Consider the following 20,671-nt stretch of genomic DNA (forward strand, 5'->3'; position numbering starts at 1 on the left):
CATCCCGTCCTTATCTTTTTTGTGAGATGCCTGATTTCGAACGAAGGACATTCATCATCTCAAGTGATTTTCCTGTACCGATTGCGACACAATCGAGTGCGTTTTCAGCAACAAGCGTCAAGATACGTGTTTCGTCTTCGATGACAGAATCAAGGTTTTTAAGGAGCGCACCGCCACCTGTCAAGACGATTCCGCGGTCCATGACATCAGCCGAAAGTTCCGGCGGTGTTTGTTCAAGCGTGTGCTTGACACCTGCTAAAATCGCATCGACCGTATCGGATAACGCGTCGCAAATTTCTGCACTCGTTACTTCGATTTGTTTCGGAAGACCTGTGACGAGGTCGCGACCACGGATTTCCATCGTTTCGTTTTCTGACTCTTCATCGATTCGTGCGTAACCGATCGTCATCTTGAGTGTCTCGGCCGTCCGTTCACCGATCATCAAGTTATACTTCGATTTGATGTAACGAATGATTGACTCATCCATTTCATCTCCACCGACACGAATCGATTGACTCGTTACGATGCCGCCAAGCGAGATGACTGCGACTTCCGTCGTTCCGCCACCGATATCGACGACCATTGATCCTGTTGGTTCAGATACTGGAAGACCGGCACCGATTGCTGCTGCGAATGGTTCTTCAATCGTGTAGGCTTCACGCGCGCCAGCAAGTTTTGCTGCATCTTCAACGGCACGTTTTTCTACTGACGTGATGCCGCTTGGCACACAAATCATGACGTTCGTTTTCGATGAGAACAATCCTTTTTTCTTTGACGCTTGATCCATGAAGTACTTGATCATCGTCGCAGTTGTTTCATAATCAGCAATTACGCCATCTTTCATCGGCCGTCGTGCCGTCACGTTGCCCGGTGTCCGTCCAATCATGTTTTTCGCTGCGTTCCCGACTGCTTCAATCTTACCTGTATCGGTACGGAAAGCGACAACAGAAGGTTCGCGTACAACGATTCCTTGCCCCTTTACATAAACGAGCGTGTTTGCCGTACCTAAGTCAATGCCGATTTCACGGCTAAATGATCCAAACATTATTCAAAAAACCCCTCTCTGAAAATACAACTCCACTAATTATAACGGAAAAGCACTCTTAGAAAAGCGCTAAAACGTTACAGCTTGTTTACAGTTCACCTATTTTTCAAAACATAAAAACGCCTGAGGTCAGGAAGTCCACTTCCCCCTCAGACGTTATTCTTACATAAATCCGCGTTGTTTCATACTAATAAATTGTCCGTGACCGATGACGAGGTGATCGATACAACTGATTCCAATCAATCTGCCCGCCTCGACCATCCGTTCCGACACCTCGATATCTTCCCGGCTTGGCGTCGGGTCGCCAGACGGATGATTATGGACGGCGATGAAGCTAGCGGCCGAACAGCGAATCGCTTCCCGAAATATGTCGCGCGGGTGAACAATCGACGTATTGAGACCGCCGATAAACAGCGTTTTTTTGGAAATGACTTCGTTTTTCGTGTTCAAATACAGACAGATGAAATGTTCCTGTTGATACAGGCGCATCTCTTCTAACAACAGCTCCGCTGCATCCTCCGGTGAACGAACGACCGGTCGGACCCACTTCGGTTCTGTGACGAGCCGGCGGCCGAGCTCGAGTCCCGCCATGATTTGGAGCGCCTTCGCCTTGCCGACGCCGGGTGACTTCTCCAGTCCTCCGACTCCCGCTGCCTCAAGCTCAATCAACGAGGGATGACGATCAAGTAATTCTTCCGCGATTTCAAGCGGCGATTGATTTCTCGTTCCACTTCGGACGAGACATGCTAGCAATTCGACTGTCGTCGCACGGGTCAGCCCTTTTAGTTGAATCATATCCTTCGGCAATTCAATCACTGCATCCGACCTCTCTTTAATAGGCGTTACGCAAATTCCGGCTTGATTCCGAATGCTTCGAGTCGTTTCGCAATCGGATGAATCGGTAATCCGACGACATTGTAATAATCGCCTGCAATCGCTTCGACGAATAATCCTCCGACCGCCTGGATGCCGTATCCACCGGCTTTATCATACGGCTCATCCGTCTCCGTGTAGCGCATAATCCAGTCCTGCGACAATTTGGCAAAACGGACTTCTGTCGTCACGGTAAATGTTTCGACATGATCATTCATCACAATCGTCACGCCCGTCAAGACATGGTGGGTCCGACCAGATAATTGACGCAACATCTGCTTTGCGGCTAAGCGATTGAGCGGTTTTTCCAAAATCAAACCGTCAATCGACACGACGGTATCTGCCGCCAGAATGATTTCATCCGCCTTAGCAACAGCACGTGCTTTTTTATTGGATAAGTAGGCGACATATTCGGCAGGCGCCATCGGATAGGGCGCTACTTCGACGACGTCAGCAGGACGCACCTCATGCTGTATTCCGATTTGGTCCAAAAGCTGTGTCCGGCGCGGAGACGCCGAAGCAAGAATCAAGGGTGGTTGCGTTACCATTAGTATCACGCTCTTTCTGATAGATTTCGAACTAGCTTAATTCACTCAACGAGTAGTATAACGAAAAACAAGTGCCTCTCCCGTGAAGGGAAGCACTTGTTTCCAAACTAATTTCCTGTGACATCGACAAAGGGATCTGATTTCGGGGTCGTCTCCTTGAGTGGTGTCTTCTTATCTGGAACGAGTTGTGTTAGATCAGGTCGGTAATACGTCTCGATTTCAATCGTAAACGCCATCATCTCATCGTCAAGAAGAATCGTCTCACTTCCGGCACCCGGTTCATCCGGCCCCGTCAATTGAATCTGACGCAAGATCGTAATCCGATCCGTCCGTTCGATTTGTTTAAGGAATGCCATCAGTTCGAGATAGGATGGTGCTTCGACGGATAACGATGCCGGAAGCGGTGTCGCGGCCGTCGTCGCGACGGGTGCTTGTGCTCCATCTGCATCGATGTCAGACTCTGTCGCCATCGCTCCGTCGACGACCGGTGTCGACTCGACGACCGGAGCAGGTGCAACATCCGTTTGGCTGAACGTAATCGACTGGACTTTGACTCCTGCGATTTGACTCGAGGCATTGATGGCGTCGATGACGTCATCATTCGCCGGGAGGACAGGCACTTTTTTCTGTAAGAAGCTTGATTCAGCGACATCGACTTTTTGCTCATTCGCTTTTGCGATTTCGAGGGCCATCTGTTCCCGGTCAAGCGTCGCTTCCGTTTCATTCAATTCTTGGTACGTCGTATAGGTCGTATAACCGAAATAGGCGACTCCTCCAATTACGAGCAGGAGCGTCAATCCGAGGAGAAGGTAACTACTATAGCGCTTCAATTATCCTCCACCTCCTCAATCTCGGTCGAGACGACTTCGCCTGTTCCGTCTTCCGGTGTCACTTCACCGTCTGGCGTTGCCGACTCCGTCTCGCCATCTTCTTTTGGTACATCCGGATTCGCTTCATTCGTTTCACCTTTGACGACCTCCGCCGGTAAGACTGACAACGTGAATTGACCGATGTAACGCGGTTCTTCCGTTTTTTCATCAGCCGATGGTGTAATCGTCGTCGTCGGAATTTCTTCCCCTGTCGCCGGATCGATCGTTGTCGACGTGACGACATCTGCCTCTTCGTTCATTGTCTTTGTCGTGATACCTGTCAATGAAACTCCTGTAAAGACGTCATCCGTCAAGAGTTGACGATAAAAACCGTTCAATTCTTCCAGTGTTTCGAATTGCGCATTCATCGTCACGAGATGATCGGCACCATAGGCGAACTGTAAGATGTAGCCGCGTTCCGGTAAGTAGCGGGTAATCCGTTCAAGCGTCGGGACTGCCGGGCGCGGCGTCTCCTCTAATCCGTCGACGGTCTGCTTCAATTGGGCAATTTCTTGTTTCGCTGATTGTGCCGATTCCGCCTGAAGGGCACGAACGATTTGTACTTGATTGTTTGCTGTCTCGATCCGGTCCGCGAACTGGTCCGTTTGCCAGAACAAGTAGCCGCCAATCATTCCGCCAAATAACAACAGGACGAGCGACGCGACGAGCGGAAACTTCGGCATGACGTCGTTCTCTGGTAACAGATTGATTCGAGTTTTTTGTGGAATCGCGAGTCCGATCAGCGGTAAATACGCACGCGGAATCGGTTGTGGCGCGACTTCGAGCTGCTCCGGAAGCTGTTCGAGTCGGAGATCAAAATTCGCTTCGAACCGTTTGACGAGCTCCTCCTGGAACGGGAAGTCTCCCGCTAGAATGACACGGCTGATTTCCCGTTGGTCGCGTGCGAGCGAAAACCGGTAGAAATCGAGCACACGTGAAAATTCGAGCAGCATTTCGTCAAGTGTCATTTCGACTTGTGCGTCATCTAAGCGATACCGGTAATGGAGACGATCCTCCATCACCTCAACTTCCCAGGCATTCGAACTGAACGTATCGACGGAACGGATTAAGCGCGGCACTTTGTCTTCGATGATGATCAGTTGATGATTCGTCGCATTGACGTTCCAAATCAAGACGCTGCTACTGTCTTCGACTTCATAGAGCGACTCGATTCCGAAAAACGTAGCGAGCGGTTGCGGTTCAGCTGCGACAAGCCGCAGGTGCTTTTGCTTAAACAATTGCATGTATTGTTGAATCGCTTCGTTCGGTGACGCATACAGCATGATTTCCCGTTTGCCATCTTCTTCGAGCAGAGTGTAATCGAAGTACGGTTCTTCAAACGGCAGGACGATACTGTGACCAAGCTCCATGAACAAGTACCCGCGGATTTGATTCGTCTCGACCGACTCCGGGATTTCAAGTTTTCGGGCAAGGACGAGTGAACCATCGAGGGCAAGGACAGCTTGCGAACCTCGTGGAACCTTCAATTTCGTCAACAGGCTGTCAAAAATCAAATCAAGTGACGCTTCCGGTTGCAACCATCCACCTTGGAGTGTCCCGGCAGGCAGGGACGCAACAGCGCGTCGTTTGATGATACCGTTCTTGACGACGGCGCCGAAGACGGCGACATCCGTGAAGTTGAAATAAATATATGTACCTCTACGCCTAGCTTGCGCCATATGTAGGTTCGTCCTTTCTCATAGGAACAGATCGAGGTATAACGTCACCCAATCGTCCGCGAAATAATAAGTGAGTAATGTCCCGATCGCAATCGACGGGACGAAGGGAATCGGTTGCTTGCGTTCGACGCGCTTCAATCCGAGCAGTGTCAGTCCAATGACAGAACCGACAAATGCCGAGACGAATAAGGCAATCACGACGTCGAGTGGTCCGAGAAAAATACCGAGTAAACCAAACAGTTTGACGTCCCCTGCGCCCATCCCTTGGCGTGATGCGAGAAAGATTGCAAACAATAAACTAAAACCGACGATTCCGCCAATAATTGGATTATACCAGTTCTCGTATGGAGAAAGGTAGCGAACTATCAGACTAATCGGTAAAAAGAAGAGTAATATTTTATTCGGGACGAGCATGTAGGCAAGGTCCGACATGACGAGGATGAATAACAGGCTCGTCAGGACAAGTGTCAACACGAATTGCATCGACCATCCGAATTGATAGAACGCATAGGCGTAAAGCACGCCACCAAGCAGTTCCAGCGCTGGATACTTCGCGGAAATCGGCAGTTGGCAGTCGCGGCATTTTCCGCGTAAAGCGAGATAGCCGATGACCGGCGTCAGTTCGAGCGCTCCGAGGACGTGACCACAATTCGGGCAATGCGAGCGTGGTCGCACAATCGATTCCCCCACCGGAATCCGGAGACCGACGACATTTGTAAACGACGTGATCAACATGCCAATAATGAAAAAATAGACTGTAAAAACGATTGTCATGTTAGGCTCCTTTCTTAAAAAACTTCAGAAAAAAACCCCCAAGGTGGGGGTAGCATAAATATTAACTATACTTAGTTGACCACGATTGCTGAGCGTTTCAATTCAGCCGGTGTTTTATTAGTAAAGTAAGCGTTCGCTGATTTTTCACTTAGTAGCGTAACAGAGTAAGTGTATTTACCTTTTGTCTCAGTAACTACTACATAAGAAGATTTATAATCATTGTCAGAGTTTAATGGATCTTTCATATCATCAATATATTTACCAAGTGAATCTTCTCTAGGAGCTCCAGTACCAGTCGTAACTGCATCCTTAGTTGTGATAGGGTTCCCACCATCATTTATCCCTAATTTAACCTTTTCACCAGGTTGAATTGGATTTGAAGATGTATACAACTTCGCCGCCGCTACTAATTGTTTCGCATCGGATACGACTGCATCCTTACGTGAGTTTTCAATCAATCCGCCAATCGCTACTACCGCGATTGCGGCAATAATTCCGAGGATAACGACGACGACGAGTAACTCGATCAACGTCAAGCCCCGCTCATCGCGCATTTGTTTTGCATCTAACCAAATTTCTTTGAACCGTTCTAACATTTTAGTATTCCTCCCTAGTGCTTTTTTCTGAGTTCGATGTATAGGTAATACTATCCATATGAATACTATTATAGTAGCACCATAATTTTAGTTAATTATGTCTTTTTTAGACAACAGGTAAATGATTTCGCAGTTGTTATTCGCCCTGGATATCCGAATAGATTTTGAACATCGGGACGACGACGGCGATGACGATGACACCAACGATTGCGGCGAGGACGACAATCAATAGCGGCTCGATGATTGACTTCAAGCGATCCGTCGTTGTTTCAACTTCCGTCTCATAAAAGTCTGCGACCTCTGTCAGCATGGAGTCCAGGCGCCCAGACTCCTCCCCGATGGCAATCATCTGTGTCACGAGAGGTGGGAAATATTTGTTTTTTTCTAATGGTTCGTGCATCGGAATCCCGCGCGACATCGCTTCATTCGCACCGGCGATTCCTTTACGGATGATTCGGTTCGTGACGATTCGCTCCGTAATGTCGAGCGAAGCAAGAATCGGGACCGATGCATTCAGTAACACAGCGAGTCCCCGCGTCATCAAAGCAATCTGTGACTTTTGAATCAATGGTCCGAAGACCGGCAACATTAACAGTAAGCTGTCGAAGATGACCCGTTGCCGTTCATTTTTTAAATTAAAATACAGCAGACCGAGCAATCCGAAGGCAACAAGCAACAAGACCCACCAGTAAGCGACAAAAAAGTCCGATACGGCAACAACAAGTTTCGTGATTAACGGAAGTTCGCTTCCGAGTTGATCGAAAATCGACGCGAACGTCGGGACGACGTTCAACATCAGGAAGACGACGACACCAATCGCGACAATTGAAACGACGGCCGGATAAATCAATGCCGAAATGACTTTCCGTTTAATCTCGTACTGTTTTTGAAGCTGGGTGACGATGTTATCAAGGGCTTCTTCTAAATTCCCGCTCGCCTCACCCGCCATCGCCATACTGACGAAGAATGTATCAAAGACGCGCGGATGTTTCTCAATCGCTTGCGAAAATTGAATCCCACTCCGTAAATCATCTTCGACTTCGACGAGTGCCCGCTCGAGCGGCTTCGATTCTGTTTGTTTCCGTAATATTTCGGTCGCTTTAACGATTGAGACACCGGACCGGACGAGCGTCGCAAATTGACGTGCGTACATGACTAAGTGTTCGATTTTCGGTTTTGCCGTTAAGAATGTGATCTCGGTATTTAAGCCTTTTGATTCTTGTTTCTCAAGTGATGTGACGGCGATTTGTTCTGTCCGGAGACGTTCTGCCGCCTCCCGTTTCGTTAATGCTGTAATCTTACCTTTTTTCCGTTTACCGGCCATCGTCCGACCTTCATACATGAATACTGCCATCTGCTCACCCCGATATGTAAGGTGTCGCGGCTGATGCTGGGATCAGTCCCCGACTAACTAAGTCTTGTAAGGCCATTTGCATCGTCTGCATCCCATACTGTTTTCCGGTCTGCAAAACGGATTGAATCTGATATTCCTTACCTGTGCGAATCAAGTTTGAGACGGCTGGTGTCTCGACCATGATTTCAAGAGCCGCGACCCTGCCTGTACCATCGGACCGGGGCATCAAGCGTTGCGAGACGACACCCGCCAGGACATTTGCCAGTTGGGCGCGAATTTGATCCTGTTGCTCCGATGGAAAAACATCGATGATCCGACTGACTGTCGAGGCAGCGGTCGACGTATGGACGGTCGCGAAGACGAGATGTCCCGTCTCTGCAGCTGTGACTGCCGTCGAAATCGTCTCTAAGTCGCGCATCTCACCAAGCAAAATCACATCCGGATCCTGACGGAGTGCAGAACGTAAGCCACTCGCGAATCGTGGGGCATCAATGCCGATTTCACGTTGGTCAATCAAACTTTTATGATGACTATGTAAGTATTCAATCGGATCCTCGAGCGTAATGATGCGTTTATACATCGTCTGATTGATTTCGTTGATCATCGCAGCGAGTGTCGTCGACTTCCCTGACCCGGTCGGTCCCGTGACGAGAATCAAGCCATGCGGTTTCGTTAAAAACCGTTTGAGGACAGGAGGCAACGATAATTGTTCGAGTGTCGGCACTTCAGTCGGAATCGTTCGAAAAGCCATTGAGAGTGCACCACGTTGATAAAAACAATTGACGCGGTAACGGGCGACACCCGTCACACCAAAGGAAAAGTCGATGTCACGATCCTGTTTAAGCTGCAGGTACATTTCCTCGGTAATCAGCGACTGAACGAACCCGTCGATGATGACCGGCTTGAGTTTATCCGTCCCGTAAGCAATCAATGTTCCATTGACGCGAAAGACGGGGGGAGACCCTGCCGTCAAATGGACGTCAGAAGCCCCTTTTTCTTTTGACGATCTGAGAATGTCTTCGATTTGTGCGCGTTCCATCGTACTCATTCTGATATCACCGTCCGTAAGATTTCTTCCGTCGTCGTAATTCCTTGGGCGACTTTTGTCAGTCCATCCGCTAACAGGAACCGTTGACCTTGCGACTTGACGTACATCGTAATTTCGCTTTCCGTCGATTGGTTCATAATCATCCGTCGCAATACTTCATCGATCATGACGACTTCCTGAATCGCGAGTCGCCCCCGGTACCCCGTCATGTTACAAGACGAACAGCCGCGTCCGCGCATGACGGTCGTCGCTTCGATTCCTTCTTGCGCAAACAACTCTTGTTCGCGTTTTGAAAGGGGTTGGACTTCCCCGCAATCGCGACAGACGCGACGGACGAGACGTTGCGCAATCAATCCGGTAACCGACGCCGCGACAAGGAATGGTTCAACTCCCATGTCAATCAGACGGGTGATCGAACTGATGGCCGAGTTCGTGTGCAACGTCGACAGGACAAGGTGTCCCGTCAATGAGGCCCGAATCGAAATTTCCGCCGTTTCAATATCACGGATCTCTCCGACCATGACGACGTTCGGATCTTGTCGTAAGATCGAGCGTAACCCACTCGCGAACGTCAAGCCGATCTTACTGTTCACTTGAACTTGATTGATGCCGTCGACTTGGTACTCGACCGGATCTTCGACCGTAATGATGTTACGGCTCTCATCATTCAATTCGTTTAGAGCCGCATACAATGTTGATGACTTACCAGACCCTGTCGGTCCAGTAATCAAGATGATGCCGTTCGGTCGTTTCAGCATCTCCCGGAACTGGGATTCATTGCGTTCACTAAATCCGATTTTCGAAATCGAGATATTCGAGTTCGAGCTGTCGAGAATCCGGATGACGACTTTCTCACCATAAACGGTCGGAAGTGTCGAGACACGGAAATCGTAGGCGAGACCATTATAGATGTACTTGATCCGTCCATCTTGCGGCAAGCGTGATTCCGTAATGTCAAGTTCACTCATAACCTTGATCCGGGTCGTCAAGATGTTCTGAATTTGTTTCGGGTAGTTGTTCTCCGTCCGCAGCTCCCCGTCAATCCGAATCCGAATCGATAAGGAGGTTTCCTGCGGATCCATGTGGACATCGGACGCCCGTTGGGAAATCCCGTTTTCAAGAATTTGATTGACGAGACGAATGATTGGCGCATCTTCGCGTGTTACGACATCCCGCGTCGCATCAGACTCCATCATTTCATCGGATTCGAGTAACTCCCGGAGTGACGAATCGATATCGTAATACTTTAAAATCGTCCGGCGGATTTCATCGCGTGTCGCGATGCCGACTTCAATCATCAACCCCGTCTGAAGCCGCAGGTCATCAATCGCAATCAAATCGAGCGGATCCGCCATCGCAATGAATAAACGGTTGCCTTCCCGGTAGACCGGGACGAGCGTATGGCGCTGAGCAAGATCTTTTGAAATCAGCTTCGTGACAGCCACGTCGACCGGATAGTTATACAGTTGAATGATCGGTATCTTCAATTGATGATGGAGCGCTTCGAGTAGTTGTTGCTCCGTCAAATGCCCTAATCGTAAGAGCGCATCCCCTAATTTTTCAGTCGGTCGTTTGACCGTCAAGGCTTCTTCAATCTGAGTTTCCGTGACGAGACTTTCTTCAAGCAGCATCTCGCCGAGACGTTTCCGTTTCATTGCCATTTAGTTCGTCACCCTTCCGCGTGCCATGTTTCTTCTTCATCAAGTACTGTCGGTCGCTGTTGTTGTTTTTCGTCAATCGTACTCGTGATCGCTGTAACGATTAGGAGTGTGACGATGTATCCCGCAATGACGAACGGATTCGCCATCCAATCGAATTTGACGAGCATGTAAAGTGCTAACACTAGTACAAGTGCCATCACCGAGAGAATAACTTTCGCACGTGCCGTCGCGATGAATGGGATTTGAACCGCAAACATCAAGCCACAAATAATCGTCGCCAGACCAATAATGATTCCGAGCTCAATTGCTAAATCTGTCCAGTTCATAGGATCCCTCATTTTCTATTGATTTTTAGCCGACTGCTGGTTCCGCTGTATCACTTTCGGTGGGAGAAGCTGGATCGCCTTCTGTCGAAGCATCTGGTGTATCCGGTGACGTCGGTGTATCAGGAGTTGCCGGTGCGTCTGGACTTGTCACATCTGACTCTGGGTCCGTTTGATCCGTCGTATCAGACTCAGCATCGGTTTGATCCGTCGTCTCGTCCTGTGGATCTTCAGCAGGTGGTGTGACGACCGGCGCTTGCTCCGCTTGACTGCTCTTCGTGACGATTGCCGGTGTCGCGGCATAAAAATCAAGTGCGACCAGCATTTTCTCTTCGCCTTTGTTCGACTTGATGATGCGGTACAGTTCAATCGATGTCCCTTCCGATCCGGACTGTGTATCACTTGTCGTTCCAGCAGATAGTGTCGCTGAATAGCGGGTGATCGTCCGGTACGGAATTGATTTTTCACCTTCAAGCACTGCTGTGACCGTTTCTTTGAACGGCATTCCCCGTAGTTCAAGCGTCACGTCACTACCATTTTTCGTTGCGACAAGCTGGTAGTTCACTGCTTGTGTGTTCCGTACGGCAAAATCTGTTTTTTCATCAATTCGGACATCGTAGCCGAGTGTGATTCCCTCAGGCAATTGATCATGCGGCATCCGCTCGACGATTTCAAACGGTGTTTTTGCGAAAAGTTCATATAGTTTACTGCCGATATATGAAGCCGCCACACCGTCCATTCCGTATGTCTTCGTATTCATCAACTGTCCGGCTTTTAAATCGACTTGCGTCATCGCCTCAACCATCTGTTCTTCGGCGACTGAACGTGTTGTAAAGGACACCGAGGAAACGACTTCTTCCGTTGATGGAGATGTTGTCGAGGCAGCCGGATCATAGTTGCCTTCTTCAAGTTGTTGTCCCATGTTCGTCAGCCATGCTTTAAATGCCGTCGTTTGTTCCGGCGTGTATACGACCGGTTGCGTCGAGAGGAATGCTTGAACGCCCGGTTCGTCAAGCGTGATGTCCAAGTCGCCTCCCTTTTTTAAAGAAGCTGCTTCGACGGCCTCATCCACTTTAAACGTCACGAGCGTCGTCGGAACAGGAACAAGTTCTTCTCCCGTCCCAATCGTCAATGGCGTTTTGTTCGACCAGGTCGTGATAGCTTTTTGAACTTTGGGTTTTGCTTCTTCCCGTGTCATACCACTAACCGGAACAGAGGCAATCCGCGCACTTTCAGAAAACTTTTCACTGACGCTTGCTTGTCCCGTAAACGAAATCAGCGCAAACGAAGGAACATAGATTAAGGCAATCAAGAGGACTAAAAGAAGCGTATGTACTGCAAAACGTTTAGGATTTATCATCATCTGTTTCCTTTCCTTATGAAATAACCATTTCAGGTGTCTAGTATTTCCATTATAATGAATATTATGATGAAACATAAGTCCTATCCTGACAATAACTTTCATCATGTGTGAATACATACCGTTTTTCATTTTTGAATAGATAATTCATATTGAGTCAGATACGAGGTGAATCCATGCAAAACAAGCAACAAGGCTTTTCATTAATCGAAGTATTAGTCAGTATCACGATTCTTTCAATCATTTCAGTTTCACTCATCAGCATTTTTTCCCAATCCTTATCCGCTTCTCGTGATAGCACGGAATTGACGTTTGCGAATTACCTGGCGAAAAATGCCGCTTCTTATATCGAACGGGAAGCCGTCGAAGCGGAGAACGGACCCTTCGTATTCGATACACTTCTTGAACAGACGAAAGGCACCCCATATCAGAATGGTAGCTATACAATACCGACGCCGAACACGCCGTCATGTGGTGTATCGGCTATTTGTGACTCAATCTTCAATGATGCAGAAATAAATAATATGCCATTCGATGTAAAAATCAGTGTTACCCCGCATAAAATCGAAGGAATCGAAAATCCGAACCTCCTCGATTTATACGTCTATGTCTATCTCGACGGTCAACCTGACCCGATTACATCATTGAAAGGATCGATTACGAATGCGACGCTCAACCAAAGTTTTCCCGCAACAAAATGACGGATTTTCCCTCGTCGAATTGCTCGTTGCCATCGTCATCGCTGCTATTTTTAGCGGAGTCATCCTGACCGTCTTCATCTCCGGTACAAAGAGTTTTCAGGCGACGGGAATCATCAGTGAGCTCAGAAGCGAAGCCGATAGTTCGGTCGGACTCATTTTAAATGAAATCACCGGCTTCGATGCCATTCGCATCACTACAGCGAATGAGCTGTCTTTCTATAAAAAGACATTGCCTAGCCTTAACCTAGATTCCGGTCTACTCGAGCGAACGGACGGCTTCATTCCGTTCAACGCCAATGTCGAACAACAAAATGAAGTCACATCAACTCCAATCACCTATACATTCGCAACACAACGACTTGACGAAAACATACTCATCTACGAAGGTGCACTCGAAAACATCAATGATCAAACAGAAATCAAAAAGACCTTTACGATTTCAAGTCCCGAGTACGTCGACATCACGACCGGTGACTACCCGGGCAGATACGTCGTCCATGGCATTTTGACGATGACGCTCCGAATTCAGTCGACGGATAATGAAGAAACACAGACCTTGAATAGTACGATTGGATTTTAGTTCAGAAAGGACGACCCATGAAAAAATCTGAAGAAGGTTATACGCTATTGTTCGTACTCGTGACATTGACCGTCCTATCGGTCTTAGCAATCGCGACGATTGGTGTCAGCCTGCAATCGACACGATTGACGGAAATACGCGGGACACACATTGAAGTCGATACAGCGACGCAAAATCAACTCGATCAAGCAATCGCAGCACTCCAACAACTCGTCGCAAAAACCAGTCAAGAGAATCCAACCAGTTCCTCAAAAGAGCTATTTGCAGATATCCCGAATGAAATCATACTCCCCTTGAAGACGTCGGCTCCTCTTGTTGAAGTTCAGTTAAATGAAGCCGCCTCGAACGTCCGCGTTAAAGCGTTCGATTTGACCGCTCACGTCGAAGAGACGAAAGGTGATCAACCGACGGTCAAAAAGACCTATACTCAACGGGTCTATTTATCAGCGATTCCTAGTTTTCTATACTATACGCTCGGGTCCGACAATCAAGTCATCTTAAATGGAGCACCACGAATCGAAGGGAACGTCTTCTCGCGGGAAGCACTCAAAGTTTCTGCGACGCCAAACTTCATCTATAACGGTCAGACAGGTCACTATACAGATAAGCTGGCCCATCCGTACATCGATGGACAAGTTCGTGTTTTCCAGCCGCAAACTCAACCGCTTTTAACATGTACAGACTTTTTACCATGTGATGCGACCGTCTTTGATCCGACTACCAAAACGGATCTTGTTTCAACGAAAGATACGCTCGTTCCGTTCGATTTTGAATTTGCCCTGAATGATTTCTTAACGATTCCAAGTAACACACCACTCGCCTCCGTTCCGACCTACTTAAAGAGTCAATCAATTGAAAAATCGGTGCTGACAGGACCATTCTTGAATGAATTGAGTACGAAGAAACAAATCATCATCCCAGCTCCGACTGAGCAAAATACAGTGACGATTACCGATGATATCGTTAAAGAATCGCTCGAACCGTTAATCATCGACGGCAACTTGACGATTTCTTCACTCAATCCGATTACGCAACCGCTTGAGATTAAACGCCCGATCGTCGTCCTCGGTGATTTATTGATTCGGGGTAACGTCAGTTTTGCGACAACTATCTTCTCGACCGGTTCTAGCCGGTTAGATGATGCCAACATTCAAGGAATCACGAGTTCAACGAATCAAAACACTCTGATTTTACTCAGCAAAGGAACGTTAACGATCAATCGTGTCAATAAGTTTTCCGCACCTAAAACAACCGCACCGGACATGAATGCCTTTCTTTACAGTGATTCGCCTACCTTGAATCGCATTTATTCAGTCGGGTCGACGATGAACTTACAAGGTGGAATCTTCACAAAAGGACAGCTTGAGGTTAATGCGTATCGCGGGACGCTGGACTTACCGGAAGCGAACTACCCGGCAGACGTCACCGCGTTGACCACTTTGATGAACACGAAAAAATCTGCTGACGCGGTACAATCTCGTCTCCGCCTGAAATATGATGCGAGTGTCCTGAAAAATCCGACGTCGATGCTTCCGCTCAGTCGGGCTGTCAAAATGTATGTCGAGACTCCGAAACGAACAACTCCTTGACGCAAAAAAACCCTCGACATTGATGGATGTCGAGGGGTTTTTCATTGAAATGTTGTCGCACCATACGCTCGTGCCAACTTTTTGACTTTTGTCTTCTTGACTTCTGCACCTTGTTTTACCAACAACTGATAAATATCCTGTCGGTCTTGTTTGACTGCTTCATAAATCGGCTGATGCTTTCCGACGTTCGGATTTGCTCCTGCTGTCAGTAATTGCTTAATCACAGTCTCATTTTGATCGACCGTCGCATAGTAGAGAGGCGAATTTCCAGCTTTATCGAGCGTATTGATATTTTTTCGTGTAGCTTCTTTAATCAATAAAGCATAAGCATCCGCAGATTGGTTCACGCTCGTCGCAACATGCAGGACTGTCTGTTGTTGCTCATTCGTTTGCTCGACGGAAGCCCCCTTATCAAGCCATTGCTTGACTACAGAAACTGGTCCGAACCGGGCGACATAAAACCAGTTAACTTGATTTTTAACACTCGTGTCGTCCAGCAAAACGAGTGCTTTGTCATAGTCGAGTGCTTCTTGGAACTGCTGAATGTACTGATTCCGGTCTTTCGTCGATAAAGAAACGTGTTCGACTACTGACGCAAATGCGTTAACATCTGACGTATCGATACTCTTTTCAAACGCTTGCTGGTTTCGCTGTTCGATCAACAAGTAGGCCGTTGCTCCAATTCCGATTAGAAACAGGAGAACGACGCTAATGATTTGCTTTTTCTTCACGTCATTTCCCCCGTCACTTAATAGACATCCGTATCTGGTGAAGTGTTCGAACCTTCAGAAGAAATCGTCACTTTAAAGGTCGCCGTCAACGGTTGTTTCTCCGTCGCACCGGTTTTGATGACTTCAAGGACCGATTGATCTGCTTTTAATGCCGTCACTTTGACACGTGCGACACCTGGGCGAATCGGTTTTAAGACTTGTGCCGATGAATCAATCTTCACATACTCTTTTCCTTGAAGCACTTCCAACCGATAAAAACGCTCTGTCGCCGTCACGGGTAACCAGTTCAAGACAGGCTGCTTTTGAACATCCTGCATGGAAAGTGTTAAATCGTTCGCCGTCAAATCAGTTGGATTTTCACGTACCATGATTTTCGTGATGGCTTGTGTCGCTGTAAAATCTCGAAGTTTCAGTAAGGCGTCGACTGGACCAGCCGGTGTCCCCGTTATCCCCTTGACTGTGTAACCAGCCGCCGTTTGAATGAGTTCGATTGCCGGACTAGACGTCGAAACGGTGAACGGTAATCGAATACTCGGTGTAAAGGTCGCCGTGACATCTTGTGTCGTGTTGACCCATAACTCTAGGTTATTCGGTGTTACGGCTAGTTCCGGTAATTTAACTTCAATCGTATAGACTTGCGACTGGGCTAAATAGGTCGTGCTGCCGCTCGATGCCGGAACAACGGCTTGAACGGTCATTGTGCCTGGTTTTTTTCCTGTTAGCGATAACTCATCTGTTGTCAGACCGGTAGCCTCGACTAAATCGTTGTTCGTGACAAGCCATTTAATCGGTGCATCCGTCCCGGACAACATGGCTGCTTCGCCCGTCATCGCTTTCGTCTGTCCGACGTATAACTCGCTTGGTACACCACGGACGATCAATCCACCAAAGACATCGTTAATCGTCAACTTCGAAGTCGCGACTAACTCACGTCCATTCGCGACGGGGACAATCAATTTAATTTCCGTCGTTCCGATTTTCTTCGGTTCGATGATGCCTTGATCGTTAATCTTCGCAATGCTCGTATCTTCAATCGACCATCTCAATGTGCCGTACTGACTACCTGCCGGATTGATTTCTGGCAATACCTTATAAGACGGCGTGTTGATATCCATCCGGACAGCTGGAATTTTAGCTTCCGTCGCAAAGCGGGTCGATAAGGCATATCCTAGTCTCGGGAACGACTGGACATCGTTCGCAAGTGAAGTCGATTTATCGACGCCATTTTTCTTATCACGGTAAATGGTCTTCGTTGAAACAATTGTATTCTCTTTTTCATCGAAGACATGAACACCTGCCGCATCCTTCGCTCGTACTTTTACGGTAAAAGTCAGTTCCGACGGCTTTGCAATCCATAATCCTTTGTGGAGCCCTTCAATCGCTTCATCATATTCGATGTCCGGTACATTCCCCGTCAATGTTTGATTGACGATTTTCGCACCGTTAAGACCTGTTGCTGAGACGACTTCGACATTACTCGGGAAGTTTTCTGTAAACAAAATATCTTCCATCGTTACTGAAAATTGTCCCATGATGTAGCCGTTGTTACCGATTGCATCTTTTTGAAGCATCGGGCTTGTTTTGACCGTATACGTAATCGTTGCTGTTTCCCCTTGCGGAATCGTTGCCGGATCGATTGACCGTGATAACGTGAACGGAGATGAAGCGGATGGCTGAACGATTTGGACGGTGCGCGTCTCAATCGTTTTAGCACCCCGTTGATCCTCTGCTTCGATCCGGATTGTCGCGGTTGTTTTCCCTGTCAACTTAGCATCGAAGCTTTGGCTGACAAACGAATTGTTTTTTAGTTTATTATTTTCATACACTTTTTCATTGTCGATGTAGATTCGTGTCTTCAATTCCCGATCGCGTAAGTCATAGTCATTAACCTTATAAGATACCGTGATTGGTTCATTGTCTAAATAACTCGCTTGATTGGCTGGCAGGATATTTTTAATGAGCGGTTTATGATTCGCCCCGATAAAGGCGCGGTACATCGTGTTCGAGAACAGTTCTTTTTCCTGTTGTTGGTTGAACGTCGAGGTATGTCCCGCACCAGAATACGTCACATTGCCTTTTGTATACATGTAGTAATGGTTACGGGCATCGCCGATTGTGCGTCCGGCTGACTGATTCGAATCAGCCGTACTATTTTCCCGAATGTTGTACCACGGAATTAAATCGGGTTGTTCTAAATCAAGACCAAAGTATTGGTCATGGGTTGTTGCGATTGAGACTTCATCCGCTAACGTAAACGGATACGACGTCATGACACCGTCATTTTGTTTGACCGCCTTCCCTGACGTCCGCTGTGCTCCGTACCCCATGTTCGTGAAGTTCTTTTGTCCGGCAAGTCCGGCAAATTTCTTTTCCCAGAACAGTTCCGGATTCGCTGACTGACTTGGACGGAAAATCGTATCGTGGGACAACATCAGTCCTTGCCCGGTGTTCGTGAAATCAAGGATTGCATTCGAGGCCGCATCATTCAGCGACGCCGCTCCGTACGAATCTTGAAATCCAAAGATTAACATGTCGTACGTCGTATTTAAGTTTCGTGATGCGTACGTACTGTTAAATGTATCTGCCGTAATGACTTCGACGTTAAAATCATAGTACCCGGTTTCTTTCAATAACGTACCGGTGTTCATGAAGCCATTGATTGAACCCGTCGATCCACTGCGCGTCACCTGTAAGATTTTTGCTTCTGCGACTTGGTCCTTCATTAAGAAACTACCTGTTTTGTAGTCGGTCAGTCCGTCGCTACTCGACACACGGATCATCCAGTTCCGAGGTCCCGTGTAACTCGGGGCATCGAAATTATAGCTCAATGCCCCCGTTTTGGTAGCCGGCTTCTCATCAACCTTTTCCGACTCTTCAAATTGGTCATTGCTATCAAAGTCGATATACAGTTGCGCTAACTGATTCGTGTTCTCGAGCGTCGTCGTGTACATGAAGTCGATCGGAACGTTCGGAACAGCTGACTTCCCTTTATCGATTCCTGTTAATGACACACCGTTTTGTTTGACGGAAACACCTTCTAGCCGCGGACGGATGACCTTTTGAGTCTTTAACTTCGTCACGACTGTCTGAATATCCGTATATCGAATCAATGCATTTGATTTAAGATCTTTAAAGATGGCATTAAAATTGCTTGACGTATGTGTCAAGACATCTTGATGTAGAAAAACTGGCAGCCCTTTATTGACGAAGGCACTGACGATTTCATTTCCTTTTAACTTCGTGATGTCGTTCTCAATCTTACTCGTATTATGTGCTTTCTTCGTATCCGAGATCGTCATTGAATAACGGTCGTTTCCTGTGAAGACGGATGGATCAAAGACGACAGCATCAAACGCACCATCTAACGGAAAACGAGAAGCGTTCAACTCTTTGACCGTCATCATTTCAATCTCATAGCGGGTCGAATCGAGCCCGTTGAGCAATGAGGTGATTGTCGTATTTGGATCAATCCGGTTCGTCGTCGACCATGCATCCCGGATTTCAAGAATTTTCAACTTATCTGCCGCAGCAGCCTTCGTATGTGGTTCCTGTATATAATTAAAACTCGTAAAGATCAGTACACTGACTAAAAACAGACGTAACCACCGTTTCATCTTCCATCGTCTCCTCGTCGTAAGATCATAAAATATAGGACTATATTACCCCAACCTTAGTATACAAGGACTTTTAGCGTTTTCCCTTTTTTGTAAAACGTTGTCGCAGTATTTTTTCACGAACGACACTGATGAAGTAAAGAGATCCTGTTACGATGAGTGTTTGATTTGTTCCTTCGTATTCAGCAAGAAACGAATCGAGTTCTATGACATTTGCCCCATCCGCAGTCAGCTCTTCTAGCGACCGGGCTCGCGAAAAATCAAACGTCGTCTCCATAATCGTCGGTGTCACTTCCTGAAATTGTTTAATCATCGCAAGGCGATCTTTATCCCGCAAAATGGAACAGAGGATGACGATTGGCATCGTTTCCTGTTTTAGGCGGTCGACGAGCGCCTTGACGCCTTCCGGATTATGAGCGCCGTCGAGGATGATGCGCGGCTCGCGCGAAATCGTCTCAAAGCGTCCCGGATGTTTGGCGTTTCGGAGACCACGACGAATTGCCATCTTCGACCAACCGAGTTTCTTTGCACAGATGACGGCGTTCGCTGCATTTTCGACTTGATGATGCCCTTCGAGTCCAAGTCGTGTTTCGGGAATCCCTTCGTACGTCGCCCATGTCCCTGTCGCGTTCAGCCGGTACGAGACGATAGCTTCCTGACTCCACTTCAACGTCGCTGCCCGGTCGCCGCAATAGGCCATCAACGGGACCGTCAATTCCTCTTGCAGTTTCCCGGCAATGACCGATGTCCCCTGTTTGATGATGCCGAATTTTTGAAGGGCGATCTCTTGGAGCGTATCTCCGAGAATCGCTTGATGATCGTGACCAATCGAGGTGATGATGGCAGCAATCGGTTGCTTCAGTACGTTCGTCGAGTCATAAAGCCCTCCGAGTCCGACCTCGTAAATGACGAAGTCTGGCCGAACTTGATTGAAATGATAGAAAGCAAGTGCCGTCAACGCTTCAAATTCCGTCACTGTACCAATCGTCGGCTCAAGCTCGGTCATCGCTTGCTTCACTGCATTTGCTGCCTTGACGAGATCTACTTCAGCAATCGGCACTCCGTTCAGCATGATCCGTTCCTCGAACTGGATGATGTATGGGGATGTAAACGTCCCGATGTGTAACCCTTCCGCCATTCCCATCTCCCGTAAGAAGGCGACGGTCGACCCTTTCCCGTTCGTCCCCGCGACATGGATCGTCGGAACAGCATCCGGATCAATCTTTAGTTCTTCCAGTAACGCTTCCATCCGACTTAATCCCGGTTTGATACCGAATGCCAGTAACCGTGACAACCACTCTAATACGTCTTCTCTCGTCTCCACTC

General features: G+C 47.8%; 18 protein-coding genes. 3 read left to right on the forward strand and 15 right to left on the reverse strand.

Translation table 11 applies throughout. The annotated features are described in order from the left end of the window. Nucleotides 1-10: 10 nt before the first annotated feature. The 12 genes from KNP88_RS02790 to KNP88_RS02845 all read right to left on the reverse strand — a co-directional run bounded on the left by KNP88_RS02790 (nucleotide 11) and on the right by KNP88_RS02845 (nucleotide 12,133). Nucleotides 11-1,045, reverse strand: a complete 1,035-nt coding sequence (locus KNP88_RS02790) for a rod shape-determining protein (RefSeq protein ID WP_029331054.1) — start codon at nucleotides 1,043-1,045, stop codon at nucleotides 11-13. Nucleotides 1,046-1,207: 162 nt separating this feature from the next. Further along, nucleotides 1,208-1,840, reverse strand: coding sequence for a RadC family protein (gene radC, locus KNP88_RS02795; protein ID WP_204251439.1), 633 nt, complete (start codon nucleotides 1,838-1,840; stop codon nucleotides 1,208-1,210). Between the two features lie 47 nt (nucleotides 1,841-1,887). Next, on the reverse strand, nucleotides 1,888-2,466 hold the full coding sequence (locus KNP88_RS02800) for a Maf family protein (protein ID WP_214892196.1): 579 nt from the start codon (nucleotides 2,464-2,466) through the stop codon (nucleotides 1,888-1,890). Nucleotides 2,467-2,573: 107 nt separating this feature from the next. Beyond that, entirely contained in the window at nucleotides 2,574-3,296 is a 723-nt protein-coding gene (locus KNP88_RS02805) for a hypothetical protein (protein WP_214845176.1), read from the reverse strand. Then, nucleotides 3,293-5,014 (reverse strand): type IV pilus biogenesis protein PilM, encoded by a 1,722-nt coding sequence (locus tag KNP88_RS02810; protein ID WP_214892197.1) that lies wholly within the window; start codon nucleotides 5,012-5,014, stop codon nucleotides 3,293-3,295. The genes KNP88_RS02805 and KNP88_RS02810 overlap by 4 nt, the downstream gene beginning before the upstream one ends. An 18-nt stretch (nucleotides 5,015-5,032) precedes the next feature. Beyond that, nucleotides 5,033-5,788, reverse strand: coding sequence for a prepilin peptidase (locus tag KNP88_RS02815; RefSeq protein ID WP_214892198.1), 756 nt, complete (start codon nucleotides 5,786-5,788; stop codon nucleotides 5,033-5,035). Nucleotides 5,789-5,859: 71 nt separating this feature from the next. Next, entirely contained in the window at nucleotides 5,860-6,384 is a 525-nt protein-coding gene (locus KNP88_RS02820) for a type II secretion system protein (protein WP_214892199.1), read from the reverse strand. Nucleotides 6,385-6,520: 136 nt separating this feature from the next. Further along, nucleotides 6,521-7,738: a type II secretion system F family protein gene (locus tag KNP88_RS02825; protein WP_088837541.1), complete on the reverse strand. Its 1,218-nt coding sequence runs from the start codon at nucleotides 7,736-7,738 to the stop codon at nucleotides 6,521-6,523. A gap of 4 nt (nucleotides 7,739-7,742) precedes the next feature. After that, complete coding sequence (locus tag KNP88_RS02830; RefSeq protein WP_159173032.1) at nucleotides 7,743-8,786, reverse strand: type IV pilus twitching motility protein PilT; 1,044 nt, start codon at nucleotides 8,784-8,786, stop codon at nucleotides 7,743-7,745. Then, nucleotides 8,783-10,447, reverse strand: a complete 1,665-nt coding sequence (locus KNP88_RS02835) for a GspE/PulE family protein (protein WP_214845184.1) — start codon at nucleotides 10,445-10,447, stop codon at nucleotides 8,783-8,785. Before KNP88_RS02835 ends, KNP88_RS02830 begins: the two co-directional genes overlap by 4 nt. Before the next feature lie 8 nt (nucleotides 10,448-10,455). Further along, a complete protein-coding gene (locus KNP88_RS02840; RefSeq protein WP_214766493.1) occupies nucleotides 10,456-10,773 on the reverse strand; it encodes a hypothetical protein in 318 nt (105 codons plus the stop codon). Between the two features lie 25 nt (nucleotides 10,774-10,798). Further along, nucleotides 10,799-12,133, reverse strand: a complete 1,335-nt coding sequence (locus KNP88_RS02845; RefSeq protein WP_251137102.1) for a VanW family protein — start codon at nucleotides 12,131-12,133, stop codon at nucleotides 10,799-10,801. A 173-nt stretch (nucleotides 12,134-12,306) separates the two neighbouring features. Here KNP88_RS02845 and KNP88_RS02850 point away from each other — a divergent pair, with 173 nt between their 5' ends. The 3 genes from KNP88_RS02850 to KNP88_RS02860 are packed head-to-tail and all read left to right on the forward strand — an operon-like array spanning nucleotide 12,307 to nucleotide 15,000. Next, nucleotides 12,307-12,831, forward strand: coding sequence for a type IV pilus modification PilV family protein (locus tag KNP88_RS02850; RefSeq protein WP_214807258.1), 525 nt, complete (start codon nucleotides 12,307-12,309; stop codon nucleotides 12,829-12,831). Continuing rightward, entirely contained in the window at nucleotides 12,794-13,411 is a 618-nt protein-coding gene (locus tag KNP88_RS02855; RefSeq protein ID WP_088837546.1) for a PilW family protein, read from the forward strand. The genes KNP88_RS02850 and KNP88_RS02855 overlap by 38 nt, the downstream gene beginning before the upstream one ends. Before the next feature lie 17 nt (nucleotides 13,412-13,428). After that, nucleotides 13,429-15,000 (forward strand): type IV pilus modification PilV family protein, encoded by a 1,572-nt coding sequence (locus KNP88_RS02860; protein ID WP_214892201.1) that lies wholly within the window; start codon nucleotides 13,429-13,431, stop codon nucleotides 14,998-15,000. Between the two features lie 41 nt (nucleotides 15,001-15,041). On the opposite strand, the gene KNP88_RS02865 is transcribed toward KNP88_RS02860, so the two are convergent. The 3 genes from KNP88_RS02865 to KNP88_RS02875 form a co-directional block, all read right to left on the reverse strand. Continuing rightward, a complete protein-coding gene (locus KNP88_RS02865) occupies nucleotides 15,042-15,731 on the reverse strand; it encodes an ankyrin repeat domain-containing protein (RefSeq protein WP_214892203.1) in 690 nt (229 codons plus the stop codon). Between the two features lie 17 nt (nucleotides 15,732-15,748). Continuing rightward, the gene (locus KNP88_RS02870; protein WP_214892205.1) at nucleotides 15,749-19,345 is read right to left on the reverse strand and encodes a DUF5057 domain-containing protein; all 3,597 of its coding nucleotides are present in this window, start codon (nucleotides 19,343-19,345) and stop codon (nucleotides 15,749-15,751) included. A gap of 73 nt (nucleotides 19,346-19,418) precedes the next feature. Then, nucleotides 19,419-20,669 (reverse strand): bifunctional folylpolyglutamate synthase/dihydrofolate synthase, encoded by a 1,251-nt coding sequence (locus KNP88_RS02875; RefSeq protein ID WP_214892207.1) that lies wholly within the window; start codon nucleotides 20,667-20,669, stop codon nucleotides 19,419-19,421. Nucleotides 20,670-20,671: the final 2 nt, after the last annotated feature.

Origin of the sequence: Exiguobacterium sp. H66 (assembly GCF_018618705.1) — a bacterium.
Lineage (GTDB): Bacteria > Bacillota > Bacilli > Exiguobacteriales > Exiguobacteriaceae > Exiguobacterium_A > Exiguobacterium_A oxidotolerans.

Bases quoted from the DNA above. Each gene is read 5' to 3' on its own strand.
- KNP88_RS02815 (WP_214892198.1), bottom strand. From the start codon at position 5,788: ATGACAATCGTTTTTACAGTCTATTTTTTCATTATTGGCATGTTGATC.
- KNP88_RS02835 (WP_214845184.1), bottom strand. From the start codon at position 10,447: ATGGCAATGAAACGGAAACGTCTCGGCGAGATGCTGCTTGAAGAAAGT.
- KNP88_RS02825 (WP_088837541.1), bottom strand. From the start codon at position 7,738: ATGGCAGTATTCATGTATGAAGGTCGGACGATGGCCGGTAAACGGAAA.
- KNP88_RS02860 (WP_214892201.1), top strand. From the start codon at position 13,429: ATGAAAAAATCTGAAGAAGGTTATACGCTATTGTTCGTACTCGTGACA.
- KNP88_RS02845 (WP_251137102.1), bottom strand. From the start codon at position 12,133: ATGATGATAAATCCTAAACGTTTTGCAGTACATACGCTTCTTTTAGTC.
- KNP88_RS02850 (WP_214807258.1), top strand. From the start codon at position 12,307: ATGCAAAACAAGCAACAAGGCTTTTCATTAATCGAAGTATTAGTCAGT.
- KNP88_RS02790 (WP_029331054.1), bottom strand. From the start codon at position 1,045: ATGTTTGGATCATTTAGCCGTGAAATCGGCATTGACTTAGGTACGGCA.
- radC (WP_204251439.1), bottom strand. From the start codon at position 1,840: ATGATTCAACTAAAAGGGCTGACCCGTGCGACGACAGTCGAATTGCTA.
- KNP88_RS02820 (WP_214892199.1), bottom strand. From the start codon at position 6,384: ATGTTAGAACGGTTCAAAGAAATTTGGTTAGATGCAAAACAAATGCGC.
- KNP88_RS02870 (WP_214892205.1), bottom strand. From the start codon at position 19,345: ATGAAACGGTGGTTACGTCTGTTTTTAGTCAGTGTACTGATCTTTACG.
- KNP88_RS02810 (WP_214892197.1), bottom strand. From the start codon at position 5,014: ATGGCGCAAGCTAGGCGTAGAGGTACATATATTTATTTCAACTTCACG.
- KNP88_RS02855 (WP_088837546.1), top strand. From the start codon at position 12,794: ATGCGACGCTCAACCAAAGTTTTCCCGCAACAAAATGACGGATTTTCC.
- KNP88_RS02840 (WP_214766493.1), bottom strand. From the start codon at position 10,773: ATGAACTGGACAGATTTAGCAATTGAGCTCGGAATCATTATTGGTCTG.
- KNP88_RS02800 (WP_214892196.1), bottom strand. From the start codon at position 2,466: ATGGTAACGCAACCACCCTTGATTCTTGCTTCGGCGTCTCCGCGCCGG.
- KNP88_RS02830 (WP_159173032.1), bottom strand. From the start codon at position 8,786: ATGAGTACGATGGAACGCGCACAAATCGAAGACATTCTCAGATCGTCA.